Origin of the sequence: Streptomyces sp. AC558_RSS880, assembly GCF_019049255.1 — a bacterium.
Taxonomy (GTDB): domain Bacteria; phylum Actinomycetota; class Actinomycetes; order Streptomycetales; family Streptomycetaceae; genus Streptomyces.
Genome location: NZ_JAGMUJ010000187.1, coordinates 52,144 through 70,623, shown reverse-complemented (window position 1 = coordinate 70,623; position 18,480 = coordinate 52,144). Strand labels below are relative to the sequence as shown.

At 70.9% G+C, this 18,480-nt stretch carries 14 protein-coding genes and 1 pseudogene; 6 read left to right on the top strand and 9 right to left on the bottom strand.

All coding sequences use genetic code 11. The features are described 5' to 3' along the window. Window positions 1–53: 53 nt before the first annotated feature. Entirely contained in the window at window positions 54–353 is a 300-nt protein-coding gene (locus tag KUM38_RS39770; RefSeq protein ID WP_217137008.1) for a hypothetical protein, read from the bottom strand. 282 nt (window positions 354–635) lie between these two features. On the opposite strand from KUM38_RS39770, the gene KUM38_RS39765 reads away from it, so the two are divergent. Beyond that, window positions 636–3,374, top strand: a complete 2,739-nt coding sequence (locus KUM38_RS39765) for an AAA family ATPase (protein WP_217137007.1) — start codon at window positions 636–638, stop codon at window positions 3,372–3,374. A gap of 22 nt (window positions 3,375–3,396) precedes the next feature. On the opposite strand, the gene KUM38_RS39760 is transcribed toward KUM38_RS39765, so the two are convergent. The 3 genes from KUM38_RS39760 to KUM38_RS39750 form a co-directional block, all read right to left on the bottom strand. After that, the gene (locus KUM38_RS39760) at window positions 3,397–4,140 is read right to left on the bottom strand and encodes an SDR family oxidoreductase (protein WP_217137006.1); all 744 of its coding nucleotides are present in this window, start codon (window positions 4,138–4,140) and stop codon (window positions 3,397–3,399) included. Between the two features lie 123 nt (window positions 4,141–4,263). Next, a complete protein-coding gene (locus tag KUM38_RS39755) occupies window positions 4,264–7,032 on the bottom strand; it encodes a LuxR family transcriptional regulator (RefSeq protein ID WP_217137005.1) in 2,769 nt (922 codons plus the stop codon). A gap of 63 nt (window positions 7,033–7,095) precedes the next feature. Next, entirely contained in the window at window positions 7,096–7,806 is a 711-nt protein-coding gene (locus KUM38_RS39750; RefSeq protein ID WP_217137004.1) for a sigma-70 family RNA polymerase sigma factor, read from the bottom strand. A 283-nt stretch (window positions 7,807–8,089) separates the two neighbouring features. Between KUM38_RS39750 and KUM38_RS39745 the strand changes: the two genes are divergently transcribed. Beyond that, window positions 8,090–8,497, top strand: a complete 408-nt coding sequence (locus KUM38_RS39745; protein WP_217137003.1) for an OsmC family protein — start codon at window positions 8,090–8,092, stop codon at window positions 8,495–8,497. A gap of 25 nt (window positions 8,498–8,522) precedes the next feature. Here KUM38_RS39745 and KUM38_RS39740 read toward each other — a convergent pair whose 3' ends face one another. The 5 genes from KUM38_RS39740 to KUM38_RS39720 form a co-directional block, all read right to left on the bottom strand. Beyond that, window positions 8,523–11,294 (bottom strand): LuxR family transcriptional regulator, encoded by a 2,772-nt coding sequence (locus tag KUM38_RS39740; RefSeq protein WP_217137002.1) that lies wholly within the window; start codon window positions 11,292–11,294, stop codon window positions 8,523–8,525. Window positions 11,295–11,599: 305 nt separating this feature from the next. Continuing rightward, the gene (locus KUM38_RS39735; protein WP_217137001.1) at window positions 11,600–11,941 is read right to left on the bottom strand and encodes a hypothetical protein; all 342 of its coding nucleotides are present in this window, start codon (window positions 11,939–11,941) and stop codon (window positions 11,600–11,602) included. A gap of 190 nt (window positions 11,942–12,131) precedes the next feature. After that, window positions 12,132–12,851, bottom strand: a complete 720-nt coding sequence (locus KUM38_RS39730) for an alpha/beta fold hydrolase (RefSeq protein ID WP_217137000.1) — start codon at window positions 12,849–12,851, stop codon at window positions 12,132–12,134. Between the two features lie 90 nt (window positions 12,852–12,941). Then, a complete protein-coding gene (locus tag KUM38_RS39725; protein ID WP_217136999.1) occupies window positions 12,942–13,892 on the bottom strand; it encodes an alpha/beta hydrolase in 951 nt (316 codons plus the stop codon). A gap of 160 nt (window positions 13,893–14,052) precedes the next feature. Further along, window positions 14,053–14,841, bottom strand: coding sequence for a DUF427 domain-containing protein (locus tag KUM38_RS39720; protein ID WP_217136998.1), 789 nt, complete (start codon window positions 14,839–14,841; stop codon window positions 14,053–14,055). Between the two features lie 281 nt (window positions 14,842–15,122). Between KUM38_RS39720 and KUM38_RS39715 the strand changes: the two genes are divergently transcribed. The 4 genes and pseudogenes from KUM38_RS39715 to KUM38_RS42680 all read left to right on the top strand — a co-directional run. Continuing rightward, window positions 15,123–15,593: a carboxymuconolactone decarboxylase family protein gene (locus KUM38_RS39715; RefSeq protein ID WP_217136997.1), complete on the top strand. Its 471-nt coding sequence runs from the start codon at window positions 15,123–15,125 to the stop codon at window positions 15,591–15,593. Between the two features lie 188 nt (window positions 15,594–15,781). After that, a complete protein-coding gene (locus KUM38_RS39710) occupies window positions 15,782–16,627 on the top strand; it encodes an alpha/beta fold hydrolase (protein ID WP_217136996.1) in 846 nt (281 codons plus the stop codon). Beyond that, the gene (locus KUM38_RS39705) at window positions 16,624–18,150 is read left to right on the top strand and encodes an MFS transporter (RefSeq protein ID WP_217136995.1); all 1,527 of its coding nucleotides are present in this window, start codon (window positions 16,624–16,626) and stop codon (window positions 18,148–18,150) included. The genes KUM38_RS39710 and KUM38_RS39705 overlap by 4 nt, the downstream gene beginning before the upstream one ends. A gap of 122 nt (window positions 18,151–18,272) precedes the next feature. After that, window positions 18,273–18,446, top strand: a pseudogene (locus tag KUM38_RS42680) (cupin); the annotation flags it as partial. Window positions 18,447–18,480 lie beyond the last annotated feature (34 nt).

Genomic DNA, 18,480 nt, shown 5'->3' with positions numbered 1-18,480 from the left:
CGCCCGGGCCGCCCTCCGATCACGTGGTCCGCCGTCCCGGCGCCGCCGACCCGTCACCAGCAGCCGTCCAGGCTCGTGTGTCCCAAGGGATCCAGCATGATCCTGCGCACCTCGACGCCCTCTGCCACCACGGGCGTACCGCCCCGTGCGCGCCTTTCCCGGGCACTGTTGGCGCGCTCCATGGCGGCACGCACCGCCTGGGAGTCGTCGCGGGCACCGTCCACCACGTAGTACATCCAGACCACGCGGGAAGTGTCGGGCCGGAACGGCACGCCGATCAGCCACTTCTCCCTGACGGCCGGCCCTGTGTCCGCAGCACCTCGAAGGACGGGACGGTCCCTCTCGACCAGCATGTGCTTTCGCCTCCTCTCCGCCTCCGATGCCAGGCCGGTTGATCCCGGAGCCGGAGCATCGGAGCGATCGACCGAAAAGTTGAATTTCTACCTATGTGATGGGGCAGCTCACCGATCTGTGACAGTCGGCGCAGGAACGCGGCGGAGCCGGTCACGCGTCGACGGCTGGTGACGGGGTTCTCTCGGGGCGACCCGGTCGCGCTGCCGTGGAGGAGGCCGCCCTCGACGTAGCGGCCGCGGCGGCAAGCGGTGTTGTTATGCTCGCCGCGTGCGGGGGGCAGCGTGAGGGGGGACGGTCCGGAGCGGCTGCGTGGTCGGCGCCGCGAGTACGGAGCGCTCGAAGAGCTGGTCTCGGAGGTGGAGGCCGGACGGAGTGCGGTACTGGTCCTGCGCGGTGAGGCCGGCATCGGCAAGTCCGCTCTCCTGGACCACCTGGTGGCACGCGTCGCAGCGCACCGCGTCGCCCGTGCGGCGGGTGCCGAGTCGGAGATGGAGCTCCCGTTCGCGGGGCTGCATCAGTTGTGTGCTCCGTTCCTCGGGCACGCCGGTTCGCTTCCGTCTCCGCAGAGCGAGGCCTTGGCGACGGCGTTCGGGGTGAGTACCGGACCGCCTCCGGACAGGTTCCTGGTCGGCCTGGCCGTGCTCGGGTTGCTGACCGACGTGGCCGCCCGGCAACCGCTGTTCTGTGTCGTGGACGACGCGCAGTGGCTCGACCGCGTCTCCGCGCAGACACTGGCGTTCGTGGCGCGAAGGATGCTTGCCGAACCGTTGGCCCTGGTGTTCGCCTCCCGTGAGCAGCGAGGGCGCGACGACCTGGCCGGCCTGCCCGAGCTGACGCTCCACGGCCTGGACGACACCGACGCCCGGGCGCTGCTGGACGCGGCGGCCGGCGGCCCGATGGACGAGCGGATTCGCGACCGCGTCCTCGCCGAGGCGCGCGGCAACCCCCTGGCGCTGTTGGAACTCCCCCACGGCCGCACCGAGGCGGAACGGATCGAGGGCCCCCTTCCCGGTCCTGGACGGGTGGCCGGCCGCATCGAGCGGAGTTACCTCGCGCGCGTCCGCTCGCTGCCGACCGCGACGCAGCGACTGCTGCTGACGGCCGCCGCCGAGCCGATCGGTGACACGACGCTGCTCCGAAGCGCCGTCGCGCTCCTGGGGATCAGCCCGGACGCGGCCGGCCCGGCCGTGACAGCGGGGCTGCTCGACATCGGGGCTCTGGTGCGTTTCAGGCATCCGTTGCTGCGCTCCGCCATCTATCGAGCGGCCGGACTCGCGGAGCTGCGGGAGGTCCACCGGGTCCTGGCGGAGGTGACCGACCCCGTCCTCGACCCCGACCGCCGCGCCTGGCACCTTGCGCGGGCGACGGTCAGACCGGACGAGACCGTGGCCGCCGAACTGGAGTCGTCGGCCGGGCGGGCGCTGGCCCGGGGCGGCGCCGCCGCGGCGGCCGCGTTCCTCGCACACGCGGCCGTACTGACGCCTCACCCGCGGCACAAGGCCAGGCGTGCTCTCGCCGCGGCTCAGGCGAAGCTGCGTGCCGGTGCGCCCGCCGCGGCGCGCGATCTCCTGGCGCTGGCGCGGGCCGGGGTGCTCGACGACCTCGGTCACGCCCGTGCGGACCTCGTCGAGGCGCAGGTGTCCTACGCCTCCACCCGCATCGACGAAGCGCTCCCCAAGCTGCTGGTCACCGCGCAGCGCATGGTGCCGCTCGATGTCGGTCTGGCCCGCGAGACCTTCCTGGACACACTGTCGGCCGCCATGTTCGCCGGGCGCCTCGCGTCCGACGCGAGCGTACGCGCGGTGGCGGCAGCCGCGCAGAAGACGTCCCCGCCCCGCACGGGACCACCGACCAACGCCGATCTGCTCCTGGACGCCCTCGCCACCCGCTTCACCGCCGGGTACCGCGACGCGGTCGACGTCTCGCGCGCCGCGGTTCGAGCGTTCCGCCGGGAGGCCGACCCTGACGAGGTCCTGCGCTGGTCGTGGCTGGCTTCGACGCTGGCGGCCGAGATGTGGGACTTCGAGGGCTGGACGGAGTTGGTCACACGCCATGTGCGGACCGCCCGCGCCGTCGGCGCGCTGACCGAGCTGCCGCTCGCGCTGAACTCGCGGGTCGTCATCCACACCTGCGCCGGTGAACTGGACGCGGCGGCCCTTCTCATCGCGGAGATCGACCAGGTCCGAGAGGCGGTCGGCAGCGGCTTCGCGCCGTACGGCACGATGACGCTCGCCGCCTGGCGCGGGCATCCACGGGAGTCCGCCGCGTTGATCGAGGCCAGAATGGAGGAGGCCCTCCACCGAGGTGAGGGCCTCGGGGTGGCCGTCGCGCACCGGGCGGAAGCCGTACTCCACAACGGTTCGGGCAGGTACGAGGAAGCGCTGGAGGCCGCCCGTCTGGCGAGCGCGCATCCGCATGACCTGGTCGCGGCCAACTGGGGACTGGTCGAGCTGGTGGAGGCCGGGGTGCGCGGTGGTCGCCCCGACGCGTCCGAGGCCGCGTTGCTCCGGCTGACCCGGGTCACGGACGCCGCCGCCACGGACTGGGCTCTGGGTGTCCAGAAGCGCTCACGGGCACTGCTCAGTCGAGGAGACGTGGCCGAAGAGCTGTACCGGGAAGCGATCGAACGACTCGGACCCACCCGGATCGTCATGGAGACGGCCCGGGCGCATCTGCTGTACGGGGAGTGGTTGCGGCGCGAGAGCCGCCGCGCCGAGGCCCGCGCGCAGTTGCGGAAGGCGCACGACCTGTTCACACGGTTCGGTGCGGGCGCGTTCGCCGAGCGCGCCGTCCGCGAGCTGCGGGCCACCGGCGAGTCGGTGACCCGTCACGACGGCACCGCCGCGACGGCTCTCACCGCTCAGGAGACACAGATCGCGCGTCTGGCCCGGGACGGGCTCACCAATGCCGAGATCGGCGCCCAGTTGTTCCTGAGCCCGCACACCGTGGAATGGCACCTGCGGAAGGTGTACGCCAAGCTCGGCATCGCCTCCCGACGGCTCCTGCGCACGGTCTTGTGAGCGGCATCGCGGACCAGTCGTCTCAGGCCGCCCCGTAGGACGCGAGGTGGGCGTCGAAGGTCCGGCGGCCCCTGACGTGGTCTCCGCGGGGCAGCAAGCCGCCCGTCGCCATGGCTCTGCCGACTTCGCCCGGGAGCGTCACCGGCACGACGAGGCGGCGCCTGCCCCGGGAGCGCACGATACGACGCGCCATGTCCACCATGTCCAGCCGGTCGGGCCCCGCGATCTCCGGTGCCATCCCCGACGGGCCTCGTACCACGTGCTCGACGAGCATCTCCGCGACGTCCTGGGCGGCGACGGGCTGGGTGAGCATCCTCGGCATCATGACCACCGGTGATCTGGCGCCCAGCAGCGGCTCGGGGAACTCGAAGAACTGGGTCGCGCGCAGCACCGTCCACGGCACTCCCCCGTCGCGGACCAGTTCCTCCTGCACGCGCTTGCCGAAGTAGTACCCGAAGTCCACCTCGCCGCTGCCGACGATCGACAGGGTGACCACACGCTCGATTCCGCTCGACCGCGCCGCGGCGATCAGGTGACCGGTCGAGCGGGAGAAGAAGTCGACAGCGACCTTCTTCCTCGTCGTGACGACGTTCGCCACATCGATCACCGCTTCGCTGCCGGACAGCTTCTCCGCCAGGCCTGCGCCAGTGGTCAGGTCCACGCCGTGCGAACGGGCGAGAACCACGGGGGAATGCCCGGCGGCTCGCAACTCCGCGACGACACGTCTCCCCACCAGACCGGTGCCTCCGGCCACGGCCACCTGCATGTGATCCCTCTTTCCGCCCACCGGGTTCCCCCGCTCCGTCCCACAGACAAGGCAGGCGCTCCGCCTGTGACACCGTCCGGCCGCGGAACCGGATCGTCTGCCGCGGGCGCCCCGGCCGGGCCCTCAGTGGGGACGGGCCGGTGGGGTCGGTGGCCGCTCGGCGAGGGTGGAGCGCAGCTGTCGGCGGGAGGTGATGCCGAGCTTGGCGAACACCTTGCGCAGATGCCATTCCACGGTGTGCGGGCTCAGGAACAGTTGCGCACCGATCTCCGGATTGGTCAGACCGTCCCTGGCCAGCCCCGCGATCTGCCTCTCCTGCGCGGTCAACGACGCCGGAGCCGCCGTGCCCCGCCGTGCCACCGTCTCACCGGTGGCACGCAGCTCACGAGCGGCCCGGTCCGTGAAGCCACCCGCCCCGAACCCGGAGAACATCTCGTGCGCGAGCCGCAACTGCTCACGCGCGTCGCCTCGCCGGTTCACACGCCGCAACCACTCCCCGTACACCAGGCGCGCCCGGGCGAGTTCGAGCCTCAACCGGGTACGCCCCAACCGGTCGACCGCCTCCCGATGGGCGTCCTCGGCCACCGTCCCCTCGCTCACCAACGCACGGGACCTCGCCTCCACCCCCAGAGCCCAGTCCGTACCGGCCGCACCCGTCATCTCGCCCAACCGGGCCAGCGCCTCGGCCGCGGCCTCCCGCTCGCCGCACCGCACGCCCGCTTCCACGGACTCGACGAGGTACCCCCCGAAGAAGCCGAGATCCTCGTACTCACCTGCCTGCCGGGCGCGGTCGAAGGCCATGCGGTACCGGGAACGACCGTTGTGCAGCACGGCGCTCGCGTAGTGAGCGAATCCCAGGGCCCGTCCCTCCCCCTTCCCGGTCGCGGTCCGGATCGCCTCCTCGATGGCCTTCGAGGCCCGACGCTCGTCGTCCCGCCAGACCCGCAGCAGGAGTGAGGTGTAGTCCAGCGGGGCATTGCCCGTAGCCGCGATCAGCGCGTCCGCCTCGTCGATCACCGCTGACGCCTCGGCGAACTCACCGGCCTGCAGATGCACGCCGGCCCGGTAGGTGAGAGCGACGGGAAGAGAAGCGAGCGCTCCGGCGCGGCGGGCGAGCCGGACCGCGCTCTCGGCCAGGTCGTGCCACGCCTCGTCGTCCCACAGCTCCGGCGCGACGGGCTCGGGCGCGATCGGGCACGCCAACCACAGCCACCGCGCAGTGTCGCCGCGCCCACCGTCCGCCTGGGCCCTGAAAGCGTGCAGGGCCTTCCTGAGCGGCTCGACGGCAGCCGGGTAGCCCGCGGTGAAGCGGGTCGACACACCGTCCAGGATCAGGTCGACCCGGTTGGGGGAAGCGGACGCGCGGGGCGCGGCCCGGGCGGCCTCCGCGGCCTTCCGGACCGTGGTCCCGTCGTCGAGCCGGCCGGCGAAGACGGCCGCCGCCAGAGCTTCGAGATACGTCTCGCGGGCGAGCGCGGCGTCGAGCGGTTCGAACAGTCCGGCGGCTTCCAGGAACAGAGACGCGGCGTCGCCCCCGCGGCTGCGGGCGAAGACGATCCGGGCGCGCAGCCGTGCCAAGCGGGCCCGGCCCAGGCCGTCGAGGATGCCTGGCTCGGCCGCTCCCGCGAGTTGGTGGGCCGCGTCCACCGCCGCCGCCTCGAACTTCGCCTCGGCGGCGTTCAGCGCACGGGCGGAGCGCACGGCACGGTCAGGGGTCAGTTCCATCGCCCGTTCGAGGAAGGCCGCCGCGGCGGCGAGCCCCCCGCGGGCTCGTGCCCGATCCGCGCAGCGGACCAGTTCGGCGGCCACGTCCTCCTTGGGGAGCACCGTGGCCAGTGCCTGGTGCCACGCCCGGCGATCCGCGTCCACGGCCGGGTCCGTCGCCTCGGCCAGGGCACGGTGCGCGTCGATGCGGTCGGTCTCGTCGGCCACACCGTAGGACGCCGAGCGGACGAGGGGGTGCCGGAACCGGACTCGGCCACCGAGCTCGATCAGTCCGACCGCCAGGGCCGGCGACGCCGCGTCCATACTGATCCCGAGACGCTCAGCGGCGCGGCGCAGCAGGGTGACGTCGCCGCTCGGCTCGGCGGCCGCGATCAGCAGCAGTCGTCGCGTCGCCGGCGGAAGGGCCTGGACCCGCCTGCGGAAGCTTTCCTCGATCCGGCTCGCCGAGCCTTGCGGCGCCGGCCGGGCGAAACCACCCGCCATGTCGGCCATGGTGATACCGCGCGGCAGCTCCATCAGGGCGAGGGGGTTTCCCCGGGCCTCGGCGAGAATCCTGCTGCGGACGTGCACATCGAGGGCCCCGGGTATCACCGACCGCAGCAGGGCGAGGGCGTCGTCGTCCCGCAGTCCGTCGAGCGTCAGTTCGGGCAGCCCGTCGAGCAGCCGCTCGGTGCCCGGTTCCCGCACGGCGAAGATCAGGCCGACCGACTCGGCCGCCAGCCGGCGTGCGACGAAGCCGAGCACCTGCAGGGAGGCACGGTCGAACCACTGCGCATCGTCCACCAGGCAGATCAGCGGTCGCTCCCGAGCCACCTCCGCCAAACGGTTCAGGACGGCGAGGCCGAGCACGAACGCGTTCGGCGGCGGGCCCTTGGCCAGGCCGAAGGCGATGCCGAGGGCCTCCCGCTGCGGAGTGAAGAGGTGATCGGTGTCGTCGAGCAGGGGGGCGACGAGCTGGTGCAGTCCGGCGAACGGCAACTCCATCTCGGCCTCGCTGCCACCGGCACGGATCGTCCGGCAGTCGGGGGCGTCGGCGACCAGGTGGTCCAGGAGGGCGGTCTTGCCGATGCCGGCCTCCCCGCGTATCACGAGGACGGCACTGCGGCCGCCCCGTACCTTCGCCACCAGCTCGTTCATGACCTGGCGTTCACGATCGCGTCCGAGCATCACGCACACCCCGCACCGCGCGAAAGACAATGGCCTTGCCGAGCGTACTCCTGCCCCTGTGGGCTAGGCGTCGGCGGTTCGGCCCACCGGCGCGCTCCTGGGCCGTTCGACATCGTTCAGGAGGACCTGCTCCAGTCGGGCCAGTTCGCCCGTCTGTGCGGCCGCGAGGAACGCCTGCACAAGTCGGCGGTGCGTGACGGAGTCCACCGGGCGTCGCCGGCCTTGTCCGACGAGGTGCCGCTGCGCGCGTGTGACCTGCTGTCTCGCGTTGACGACGCTGAGGTCGAGCAGCCCGGCGATTCGATCGTACGGATATCCGAACCCTTCCCGCAGGATGAACGCCGCACACTGCCGCGGTGTCAGCGTCTCCAGCAGCAGGGCGACCGCTCGCTCCACGGCGTCCTGCCGCTCGGCCGCGGCCTCCGGTGTGGCGTCGGGGTCCGGCGGTTCCGGAAGCCAGGGAGTCGCGCAGTACTCGCGTCGTCTGCGGGCCGAGTGAAGCACGTTGATCGCCACCCGGACGGTGATCGTCCGGAGCAACGCCGACGGGCTGTGCACGGCTTGTCGGTCGGTGCGGTGCAGCCGCAGCCACACCTCCTGGAGCACGTCCTCGGCCTCGCTCGCATTGCCGAGGATGCGATAGGCGATCGTGACCAGTGAGGGCCGGATCCGCAGGTAGACGGCTGCCGCGTCCTCCACGTCGTCGATGGTCGAGGTCGCCGGGCGGCCACCCGACTCCTGTGAGCGCCTGGCTTCCCTCAGATATGTCTCCACGGTCGACTCCTCCGCCGGGGTGCGTCAGCGGCTTCGGAACACCGCTGGTCTCAACCTCGCGCGGCAGCGCCGTCGTCGCGCCATTGACGATCCGTGGGAGCTGCGTGGTGGTGCCGTAGTGAGGCCGTGGTGGGACCGTGGTCGCGCTCCGCGGCTCGGGGCCGGCCGGGACGCGTCGAGACTTTCGCCGGCTGATCTGTCACACACCCGTACGCCGCTCGGTCTCTGCGGAGGAGGGACGAGCCACACCATGGTCCCGGCATCTCGGCCGAGAGGAAGATCCATGACCACGCGCATCGTGACCGTCGCCGAAGGTCGGCGGCTCACCCGTTCCGTCACGATCGGCATGCACAACCTGACGGCCGACGAGCCCGAGCCCATCGGCGACGACGCGGGTCCCACCCCGGGAGAGCTGCTGCTGGCCGCGCTGGGGTCCTGCACCTCCATGGCCGTGCGGGCTGTGGCGGACCGGCACGGCTGGCCGCTCGAACGGATCGACGTGGCCGTCCGGTTCGGGGAGCAGGGACACATCGTCAAGAACGTCGGGCTGACCGGCGACCTGGACCCGGCTCAAAGAGAGCAGTTGTTGGCGGCGGCAGGGCGCTGTCCCGTTCACCGCCTGCTGGCCAGGGAGGCGAAGATCGTCACCGTACCCGCTCTGCTGGCGGAACCGGACGCCTCACACGTCTAGGCTCCGCTCCGCACGTCGGACCGTGTCAAGACGTGGTCCCCACGGCATCCAGTTGCAGGGAGCCGATCTCCTTGCGGGAGGAGATGCCCAGTTTCGCGAAGACCTTGCGCAGATGCCATTCCACGGTGTGCGGGCTGAGGAACAACCGGGCGCCGATCTCCGGGTTGGTGAAGCCGCCCTGGGCCAGTCGTGCGATCTCGGCCTCTTTCGCGGTCAGGACGGCGGGCGCCGCCGAGGCGCGGACGCTCACCTTGACGCCCGCGGCCTGCAGCTCCCGTCGCGCGCGCTCGGCGAACGCCTCGGCCCCGGCTGCACCGAGCATCTCGTGTGCTTCGCTCAGTACGGTACGAGCCTGCGCCTGTCGCCGCTCCGCGCGCAGCCACTCACCGTAACGAAGTCGTGCCCGAGCGCTGTCCATCCGGGTCCCGGCGACGTCGAGCTGCTCGATCGCTTCTCGGTGCAGGGCGTCGGCGGCCTCCCCTTCGCTCACCAGGGCGTGAGTGGCGGCAGAGATACCGAGCGCCCAGGGCGTGCCGCTGACGTGCGTCATCTCCTCGATCGTCCGCACCGCCTCGACCGCACGGTCGGTCCGCCCCAGTCGCACGGCCGCTTCGACGAGTTCCACCCGGGACTGGAGTGACAGCCCGAGTTCCTGCGGATTCTCGCATCCACGCTCGGCGGAGGCGTAGGCCTCCTCGTACCGGCCGAGGCCGTTGCAGAGGACCGCCGTCGCCCACTGGGTTGCCGTCGTCACCTTGCCCTCACCACGCAGGAGACGGTCGTGCGTGAGGCTCTCGATCGCTTGCCGGGTCGTCGACTCCCGTCCCCTGAAGGGCTCCACGACGAGTGCACCGTAGTGCGCGAAGAAGCTGCTGCCCGTGGCGTCACCGATCGCGTTCGCTTCCACGGCGAGGGAGGCGGCGCCGCGCAGGTCGCCGGCGAACACGCGGTTCGACAGGCGCAGCAGGAGGGCCGAAGGCAGCACGGCGAGCGCTCCGTTGCCACGGGCGAGGTCGACCAGCTGCGCCGACAGTTCGGACCAGGCGGAGAAGTCCCAGGTGTTGTGCGCCATGCGGCACACGAGCGGAAGCCATCCCAGGCCGTACTCCCGTGAGGGCGTCTCCGTCCGGAACGCCGCCACGGCGTCCCGGAGGATCGGCGCGCCCACGGGGTAGCCCTCGGTGATCACCCGCGCGAGACCGGTCAGAAGGAGGTCCTCGCGGCTCGCCGTGCCGGAGTGGCCCGGCGTACTCAGCACCGCCTCGGCAACGTCGCGGACCCCGCCCGTGGCCAGTCGGCCTGCGGTCAGGGCCGCGTAGATCGCGTCCCGATACGTCTCACCGGCGAGCGCGGAGTCGAACGGCTGGAGCTGCTTCGCCGCTTCGAGCAGCAGCGGCAGTCCGGCGCTGGCACTCTTGGCCGCGGACATGATCTGTCCTCGCAGCAGGGTCGCCCGTCCGGTTCCGATCTCGTCCAGGGGACTCAGTTCCGCCACGTCGACCAGTTCCCGCGCGGTGTCGAAGGCCCCTGCCTGGTGCTTTGCCTGCGCCGCGGCCAGAGCTCTGGCTCCGCGGCGCACAGGATCGGGCGTGAGTTCGGTGGCTCGGTGCAGAAAGGCCGCCGTCGCCGCGATACCACCGCGCGCGTGCGCCCTCCCGGCGGATCTCTCCAGTTCGGCGGCCACGGCCTCGTCCGGGCCCGTCGTGGCACTCGCCAGGTGCCAGATACGGCGCTCGGGATAGAGCGTCGCGTCGATCGACTCGGCCAGAGCTCTGTGCACGCGCCGACGTTCCTCGAACCCGACGGCACGGTACGCCGCGGAGCGTACGAGTGGATGGCGGAAGCGCACCCAGGTGCCGAGGGTCATCAGACCCGAGGCTTCGGCTTGGGTCGCGGCGGAGTCCACGTCGATTCCCACGCGCTCGGCGGCGTGTCGCAACAGAGACACATCACCGACCGGCTCGGTAGCGGCAATGAGCAGCAGTTGTTGCGTCTCCGCCGGGAGGGATCGGATGCGCCGGAGAAAGCCCGTCTCGATCTGGCTGGACAGGGGGCCCGTCTCCGGGCCTCCGAATCCTCCGGCCATTTCGAGGAGCGTCAGGCCGCGTGGAAGTTCCACCAGAGCCAGCGGATTGCCGCGCGTCTCGGCGACGACGCGGTCCCGTACCCGCTCGTCGAGCGGGCCGCTGACGACCGAGTCGAGGAGCTTGCGGGAATCACGCTCGCTCAGTCCCCGCACAGGAAGCTCGGGGAGGTCCGCGAGCACCTCACGGGAGCCGGACTCGCGGACGGCCAGTACGAGCAGGACGGGCTCGGCGAGCAGCCGTCGCGCGACGAACTCCAGGGTCTGGACAGACACCAGGTCCAGCCACTGTGCGTCGTCGACCAGGCACAGCAACGGCCTGTCGTCGACGGCCGCGGCGAGCAGACTCAGCGTGGCCAGACCGACCAGGAAGCGGTCGGGAGCGTCACCGACCTGGATCCCGAAGGCCGTGCGCAGTGCGTTCCGCTGCGGCTCCGGAAGACCGTCCAGATGGGACAGCAAGGGAGCACAGAGCTGGTGCAGTCCGGCGTAGGAGAGCTCCATCTCGGACTGCACGCCGGCCGCGCGGACGATGCGGCATCCGGTGGCCCGGTCGAGCAAATAGTTCAGCAGCTCGGTCTTGCCGATTCCCGCCTCACCACGCAGTACCAGAACCCCGCTGCGCCCGGCCCTGGCCTGCGCGAGGAGGCCATCGAGGATCTGGCACTCGTCCTGCCGCCCTACGAGCTCGGTTCCTGCTCCGCCCCTCGCCATGGCAGCCTCCCGGCTGCCACAATACCCCCGGCGTTACACAGTCCGTACGCTTGTCTCAATCTGATCGCTGCGCGGTGCGCGAAGCCGCTCGCGCCCCTCTGTCCGGTGCCGTCACTCGCGGCCCGCCACCGCCTGCTTCTCCTCCGCATGCCCCTCTGCCCTCGGCAGAGCTCGTCGAGGAGCATGACGATCGCGCCGGGCGAGCGTCGGCGGCAGACCGCGTCCCTCTCCGTCCCGACACGGCCGCGTCCGGCCGGAAGTCATCGCCACGGACCTGTTCGGTGCGCCGGTGACGCATCGGTGGATCAGGCCACCGATCCCACGACGACCGCCGTACACACGAACGTCACCAGACTGATCACGACCATCGCGATCATCGTCCCGCGCAACCAGCGCCCGAACCTGAGGTGATGCGCCGCCTCGGCTGCGCCGATGCTGTCGGCGATGTGCTCGGTCACCATGCGGGCCACGTACTTCTGCTCCTCGAGATACCACTGTTCGATATCCCTCTTCTGTCCATGGGTCAGCCCGTCCATCCTCTCGGTGAAGGCGGACACACGTCGGCGAGCGGCGCTGAGATGCGCCTCCCGATACAGATACGCCTGTATGTCGGCCAGCCCACGAGCGGCCTGTTTGCTCGTGTTCATGATGTGCTCCCATGTCGGTGGCGCCCGGTCGGAATGCGGACCGGGCCGCGGGGGTTCGGGGGACGACCGGTGCACCGCACGCCGGACCGCGCCGCTGATCGGGACGCGGATCGGCGGTCCGGCGTGCGGAGAGGTGATGCCGGTGGGTCGCCGCCGACGTCTCGGACGTCGGCGGCGACCCACCGCGCACTCAGCCAGTCGTCCGCGCCGCCTCGTCGATCAGCCGCGCGACCTCACCGGGACGCGAGACGCTGACCGCGTGGGAGGCGGAAACCTCCACCACCGTGGCCTTCGCGCGCTCGGCCATGAAAGCCTGTGCGCGAGCCGGTATGTTCCGGTCCTCGGAGGCGACGAGAACCCAGGAGGGAATGTCCTTCCACGCCGGGGCGGAGGCACCCTCCGCCAGCGCGGCATCGGCCACAGGCCGCTGCGTGGCTGCCATGATCGCCGCTGTCTCCTCGGGGACGTCGGCGGCGAACTGCTGGTGGAACTCGCTCTTCTCGATGTAGAGATCCGCGACCTGGCTCCCGTCGGGGAGCGTGACCGGCACCGGGTGGAGCGTCTGCCCGAGCGTACTGCCCGGGTACATGCCGGACAGGGCGACCGCGCTCTCGCCCTCTTCCGGCAGGAAGGCCGCGACGAAGACGAGAGCCTTGACGTGGTCGAGTCCCGTCGCGGCGTTGCTGATGACCGAGCCCCCGTAGGAGTGGCCGACCAGGACGACGGGACCGTCGATGGACGCCAGGAGTTGCCTGACGTATTCGCTGTCCCCGGTCAGCCCGCGCAGCGGGTTGCTCGCGGCCACCACCGGATAGCCGTGTGACTGGAGCTTGTCGACGACGCCGTTCCAGCTGGACGAGTCCGCGAACGCGCCGTGTACGAGGACAACGGTGGGTTTCTGTGCACTCATGGGAGTTGCCTTTCGATCAACCGGCGAATCACGCCCGTCATCGGGCCTCGACCGTGCCGGAATTCCCGCGGAATTGCTGTGCGGAATGGATCAGTCGGTACCGAGGGCCTTGCGCAGGACGTGAACGGCCTGCTCGATCGCCGCCGTGGAGGCCTGTGTTCCGCGGACCGTGTTCAGCATCATGAAGTCGTGCAGGCTGGCGTTGTAGCGGACGCTCGTGGTGGGCACGCCGGCCTGGATCAGCTTGCGGGCGTACGCCTCGCCCTCGTCGCGCAGCACGTCGTTCTCGTCGACCACGACGAACGCCGGCGGGAGTCCCTGGAGGTCCTCCAGGCCGGCCCGCAGGGGCGAGGCCGTGATCTGGTTCCGCTCCGCCGGGTCGGTGGTGTAGGCGTTCCAGAACCACTCCATGGCCTTCGCGGTCAGGTGCGGTCCGTGGGCGAAGGTCCGGTAGCTCTCGGTGTCCTGCCCGGCGTCGGTGACGGGGTAGTACAGCGACTGGTGCAGGAAGGTCACGTCGCCCCGCTGCTTGGCCATGTGGGTGAGGGCGGCGCTCATGTTGCCGCCGACGGAGTCGCCGGCGACGACCAGACGGGAGCCGTCCAGCCCCTCCTCCGTGCCCTTGGTGGTGACCCACTGGGCGGTGGCGTAGGCCTGCTCGATGGCGACGGGGTACTTCGCCTCCGGCGAGCGGTCGTACTCGACGAAGACCAAGGCCGCCTCGGCGCCCACGGCCAGTTCGCGCACCAGACGGTCGTGGGTACCCGCGTTCCCGAGGATCCAGCCGCCGCCGTGCACGTAGAGGATGACGGGCAGCACGCCGGTGGTGCCGACGGGCTTGACGATGCGCGCCCGCACGTCGCCGACCTGGGCGGGGACGGTGATCCACTTCTCGTCGACGTCGAGCTTCTCGACCGGCCCGGACTGGACGTCGTCGAGCAGCTTGCGAGCGCCTTCGACACCGAGTTCGTACAGCAGCGGCGGTTTGGCGGTCGCGTCGGCGAATTCCTGCGCGGCGGGCTCGAGAATGATGTCACTCACGGCTTGCTCCTTGAAAGAGGTGATTTTCGGAGGGATTTTCACCTCATGAGACCGTGCCGGGGGTCGATGTGTGACGCGTCCGGGAGAACGGCACGACGATCACTCGCCGGCCACGGCCGTTCTCGAGCAAGCGCTGCGCCGGCCGATGGAACCGGTGTCGTCAGTCGGACGCCACCTGCACGGGGTCCACGGGCCTCGGCAGCAGAGCGCCGTCGACGTACAGATCGACGTGCTCGTTGTAGAACGCGGTGAGCCCGGCGATGCGGTGGGCGTGGATGGTCGGGAAGTCGTACGTCCAGGCGATGTCCTCGTGGGAGGCGGTGTCGCTGTCGAACGACCAGTAGCTGCTCGTCGTCCCCTTGTAGGGGCACCGGGTCACCGTGTCCGAATGCCGCAGCCGGGTCCAGTCGATGTGCGTGTGATCGAGGTAGTACCGGGTCGGCAAGCCGGTCTCGAAGAGCTTCACGCAATCGGCTGCCTCCGCCAACACGACACCGTCCAGCTCGACTCGGACGGTGCTGCTGGAGCGCAGGGCGTCCACCCGGGAGTACGGGCTCCGCGGATGGACGAAGACCGGCTCGTCCTCCTCGAACCAGGAGTCCAGCGCCTCCCACTCGAAGCGCACGGTGTCGCGCAGGGCTCCCGGGGCGCCTTCCCCCCAGACCCACGCCGCCCCCGCACGGACCTCCGGGCCGACCCGCAGGGTGTGTCGGTGCGCGGGCCCGGCACCGAGCTGCTCGGTGTGCCGGTCGTCGTGGAGCACGCCGTCCACCAGGTCCTCGATCGGGATGCTGAACTGCGGATAGGCCTGCCATTCCCACACGTACAGCGCGCGGCGGGTGTCGAAGGCGACACGACCGCCGATCATTCCCCGGATGCGGCGGGGAACGGGCTCGACATGCCCGATGGGGACGATGAGACTCGGGTGCAGGACACTTTCGGTCGCCATGGTGATCACCTTGTGCTCGCGGGTGCGGCGCTCGTCGTGCCCGGTGTCCGTGGGCCCGGGAGGACGGCGCCGGATCGGACCGACGGCCCCGATCCACTCGTTCGATGTTATCGGCTGCGCCCTCGGAAGCGGGCCCACGGACACAGTCTTCGCTCACACGGTGTGTCGCGATGTCGTGTGACGTCCGCCCGGACAGGAGGGGGTGCGAACGAGTCGTTGTCACAAAGCGCGAGGGCTCGCGGTCAACGAGCTGTAACTTTTCCCACCTGAGGAGATACATCGTGGACGCGCGTATCGACTACTTCGGCAACGCCCTCGCCGGCAAGGTCATGAAGCACCTCAACTCGGCCGGAGCGGCGGTTCAGGCGGCTCTCCCGGTCACCACACAGGAGCTGGTGAAGATCCGTGCCAGCCAGATCAACGGCTGCGGCTTCTGCACCGACATGCACACCAAGGACGCCACCGCGGCGGGTGAGGACCAGCAGCGTCTGAACCTGGTGGCCGTGTGGCGCGAGGCCACGGTCTTCTCGGACGCCGAGCGCGCGACGCTGGAACTGACCGAGCAGGGTACGCGTATCGCGGACGCCGCGGGCGGTGTGTCGGACGAAGCGTGGGCGCATGCCGCGAAGCACTACGACGACGACCAGCTCGCCGCGCTGATCTCGCTGATCGCCGTCATCAACGCCTACAACCGCATCAACGTCATCAACCAGCAGCCCGCCGGCGGCTACCAGCCCGGCATGTTCGGCTGAGTCAGCCGCTCCGGCCCGGCCGGACACGGACCGTCCGTCGCCTGGTCGTCCCGACCTCCGACCAGGCGACGGGCAGTGCCCGCCCCAGCCGGTCGACGGGTGCCCGCACGGTCGCGTCGCACGCGGCAAGGCTGCCGTCACAGGCCGACCGTGCCACCCCCGCGGGCGACGCGATCCCAAGGACCCCCATGCCAGAACGCCACGCACTCGCTCCTCTGCGACGGGTCAGCACCGACCTCTTGGACGTCGCCTACTACGAGACGGGTTCAGAGGCAGGAGACACCGCGCTGCTCCTGCACGGTTTCCCCTACGACATCCACAGCTACCTGGACGTGGCCCCACTGCTCGCGGACAGTGGGTTCCGGGTCGTCATTCCGTATCTGCGGGGCCATGGGCCCACCGGATTCCTCTCCGGATCGACACCGCGCTCAGGTCGACAGGCGGCGCTGGGCGCCGACGTCGTCACCCTCATGGACGCCCTGGGCGTGGAACGCGCCTACCTCGGCGGATACGACTGGGGCGGGCGCGCCGCCAACGTCGCCGCCGCTCTGTGGCCCGAGCGGGGACGAACCGGACTGGCCGGCGCCCCCCGGGAGATCGCGCGAGTGATCTGGAGGCGGAACTCCCCGAAGTGGCCGTTCCGCGAGAGTGATCTGGATCGCGCGGCGGAGTCCTTCACCCATCCCGATTACACCGACGTAGTGCTCCATTCCTGCCGCCACCGGCTCGGTTTCGCGCCGGGAGCCGAGGAGTACGCGGAGTTGGAGGCGCGTCTCGCCGGGCTGCCCGCGATCACGGTGCCCACCATCACGCTGGACGGTCTGGCCGACGGCAACTTCCCGGCCACGGACGGCTCTTCGTCCGCCCGTCACTTCACCGGCCCCCGACTCCACCGCCGGGTGGCGGACGCCGGCCACAATCTTCCGCAGGAGCGCCCCGAGGCATTCGCGGCGGCCGTCCGCGACGTGCGCGACCTGCGGCAGGAGTACGCCGACCGCGAGCGCTTCGCCGGACGACGCCAGGACACGACATGAACCACTCCCCCACTCCTGAGCCCTCCGCCGTCCTGCGAATCGCCAGTGCCCGTGGACGGTGGACCCTGTTGGCCACCGTCCTGGGATCCGGCGTCGTGCTGCTCGGCTCGACGGTCACCAATGTCGCGCTTCCGCACATCGGCGAGGACTTCGACGCCGATCTTGCTGTGCTCCAGTGGACAGTGAACGCCTACATGCTGACCCTGGCGGGTCTCATCCTCCTGGGCGGTTCCCTGGGCGACCGTTTCGGGCGGCGCCGCGTGTTCGTCCTGGGCATCGTGTGGTTCGCCGTGGCCTCTTTGCTGTGCAGCCTGGCTCCGGACACCACCACGCTGATCGCCGCCCGGGCGCTCCAGGGCGTCGGCGGAGCTCTGCTCACCCCCGGCTCACTGGCGATCATCGAGACCTCCTTCCACCCGGACGACCGGCCGCGCGCGATCGGCCTGTGGTCGGGCTTCGGCGGCATCGGCGCCGCCCTCGGCCCGTTCCTGGGCGGTTGGCTGGTCGACGGCCCCGGCTGGCGTTGGACCTTCCTGCTGAGCATCGTCCCGGCGCTGCTGTGCGTGCCCGTCACGCTGCGGCACGTCCCGGAGTCCGTGGGCACACCACGCAAGGAGGCGGCCGGCGCGGGTGGGCGGTGGCGGGTCGGCTTCGACCTACCCGGTGCCGCCTTGGGCGCCCTGGCGCTCGCCCTGGTCACCTATGCGCTGACCGAGGCGCGCGACGGAGGTCCGGTGGCCATCGCCGCGGCCGTCGGGGGCGTGGTGGCCGGTGGCGTGTTCCTCTACGTGGAGCGGCACAGCGGTGACCCGATGATGCCGCCGACGATCTTCTCTTCCCGGCAGTTCACCTCCGTCAACGTGATCACCCTGTGCGTCTACGCGGGTACGGGTGGGTTCTTCTTCCTGACAGCCCTGCACCTGCAGATCGTCGTCGGCTACTCGGCGCTGGCAGCCGGTGCGGCCATGTTGCCCAACACCGTGCTGATGCTGCTGTTCTCGTCCCACTCCGGAATGCTCGCCCAGCGGCTGGGACCGCGGGCGCCGCTCACCGTCGGCCCACTGGTGTGCGGAGCGGGGATGGTGATGATGCTGCGCGTCGGTCCGGGCGCGTCCTACCTCCACGACATCCTCCCCGCTCTGCTGGTGATGGGCACCGGCATGGTCATCATGGTCGCTCCGCTGACCGTGACCCTGCTGGCCTCGGTCGACGCCTCGAACGCCGGCTTGGCCAGCGGCATCAACAACGCCGCCGCCCGGGCGGCCGGGCTGGTGTCCGTGGCGGCGCTGCCGCTGCTGGTCGGGATGGGCCCCGAGGCCTACCGGTCGGACGCGGCTTTCGACGCGGCCTTCACCCGGGCCATGCCGCTGTGCGCGGGTCTGCTGGCCGTCGGCGCCGCGATCTCCTTCTCCACGCTGCGGCAGACCGCCACCGCCCCGCATCCGCCACACGGACGGACGCACGGTTGGCTGATGGAACCGCCGTTGGTGTCCCGCTTCACCCGTCACCAAGCCGTCGAATGACACGGCCGGAGCCCCTGGTCGTCACACCGACGGGTCCCACCGGTCTCGTTGCACGGAGGACCGCTGTCGCGGTGGTCCGCACCGGCGCGTCACCGCGTACTGTACCGAGTGGAGATGCGGCCCAGGGCGGGCTGCACGCTTTCCGGAACGACTCCGACGCCCCGGCCGACATGCTGCTGCTCTTCACCCCGGGCGCCCCGCGCGAGGAGTACTTCGAGCAGGTCTCCCGACTGGCGCACGCTTCCGAGGAGGAGCGTGCCGCGTTCTTCGACAAGCACGACTCGTACTTCGTGGAGTTAGGAGCGGCGGTCACCGACGGAGGGAGCCCCG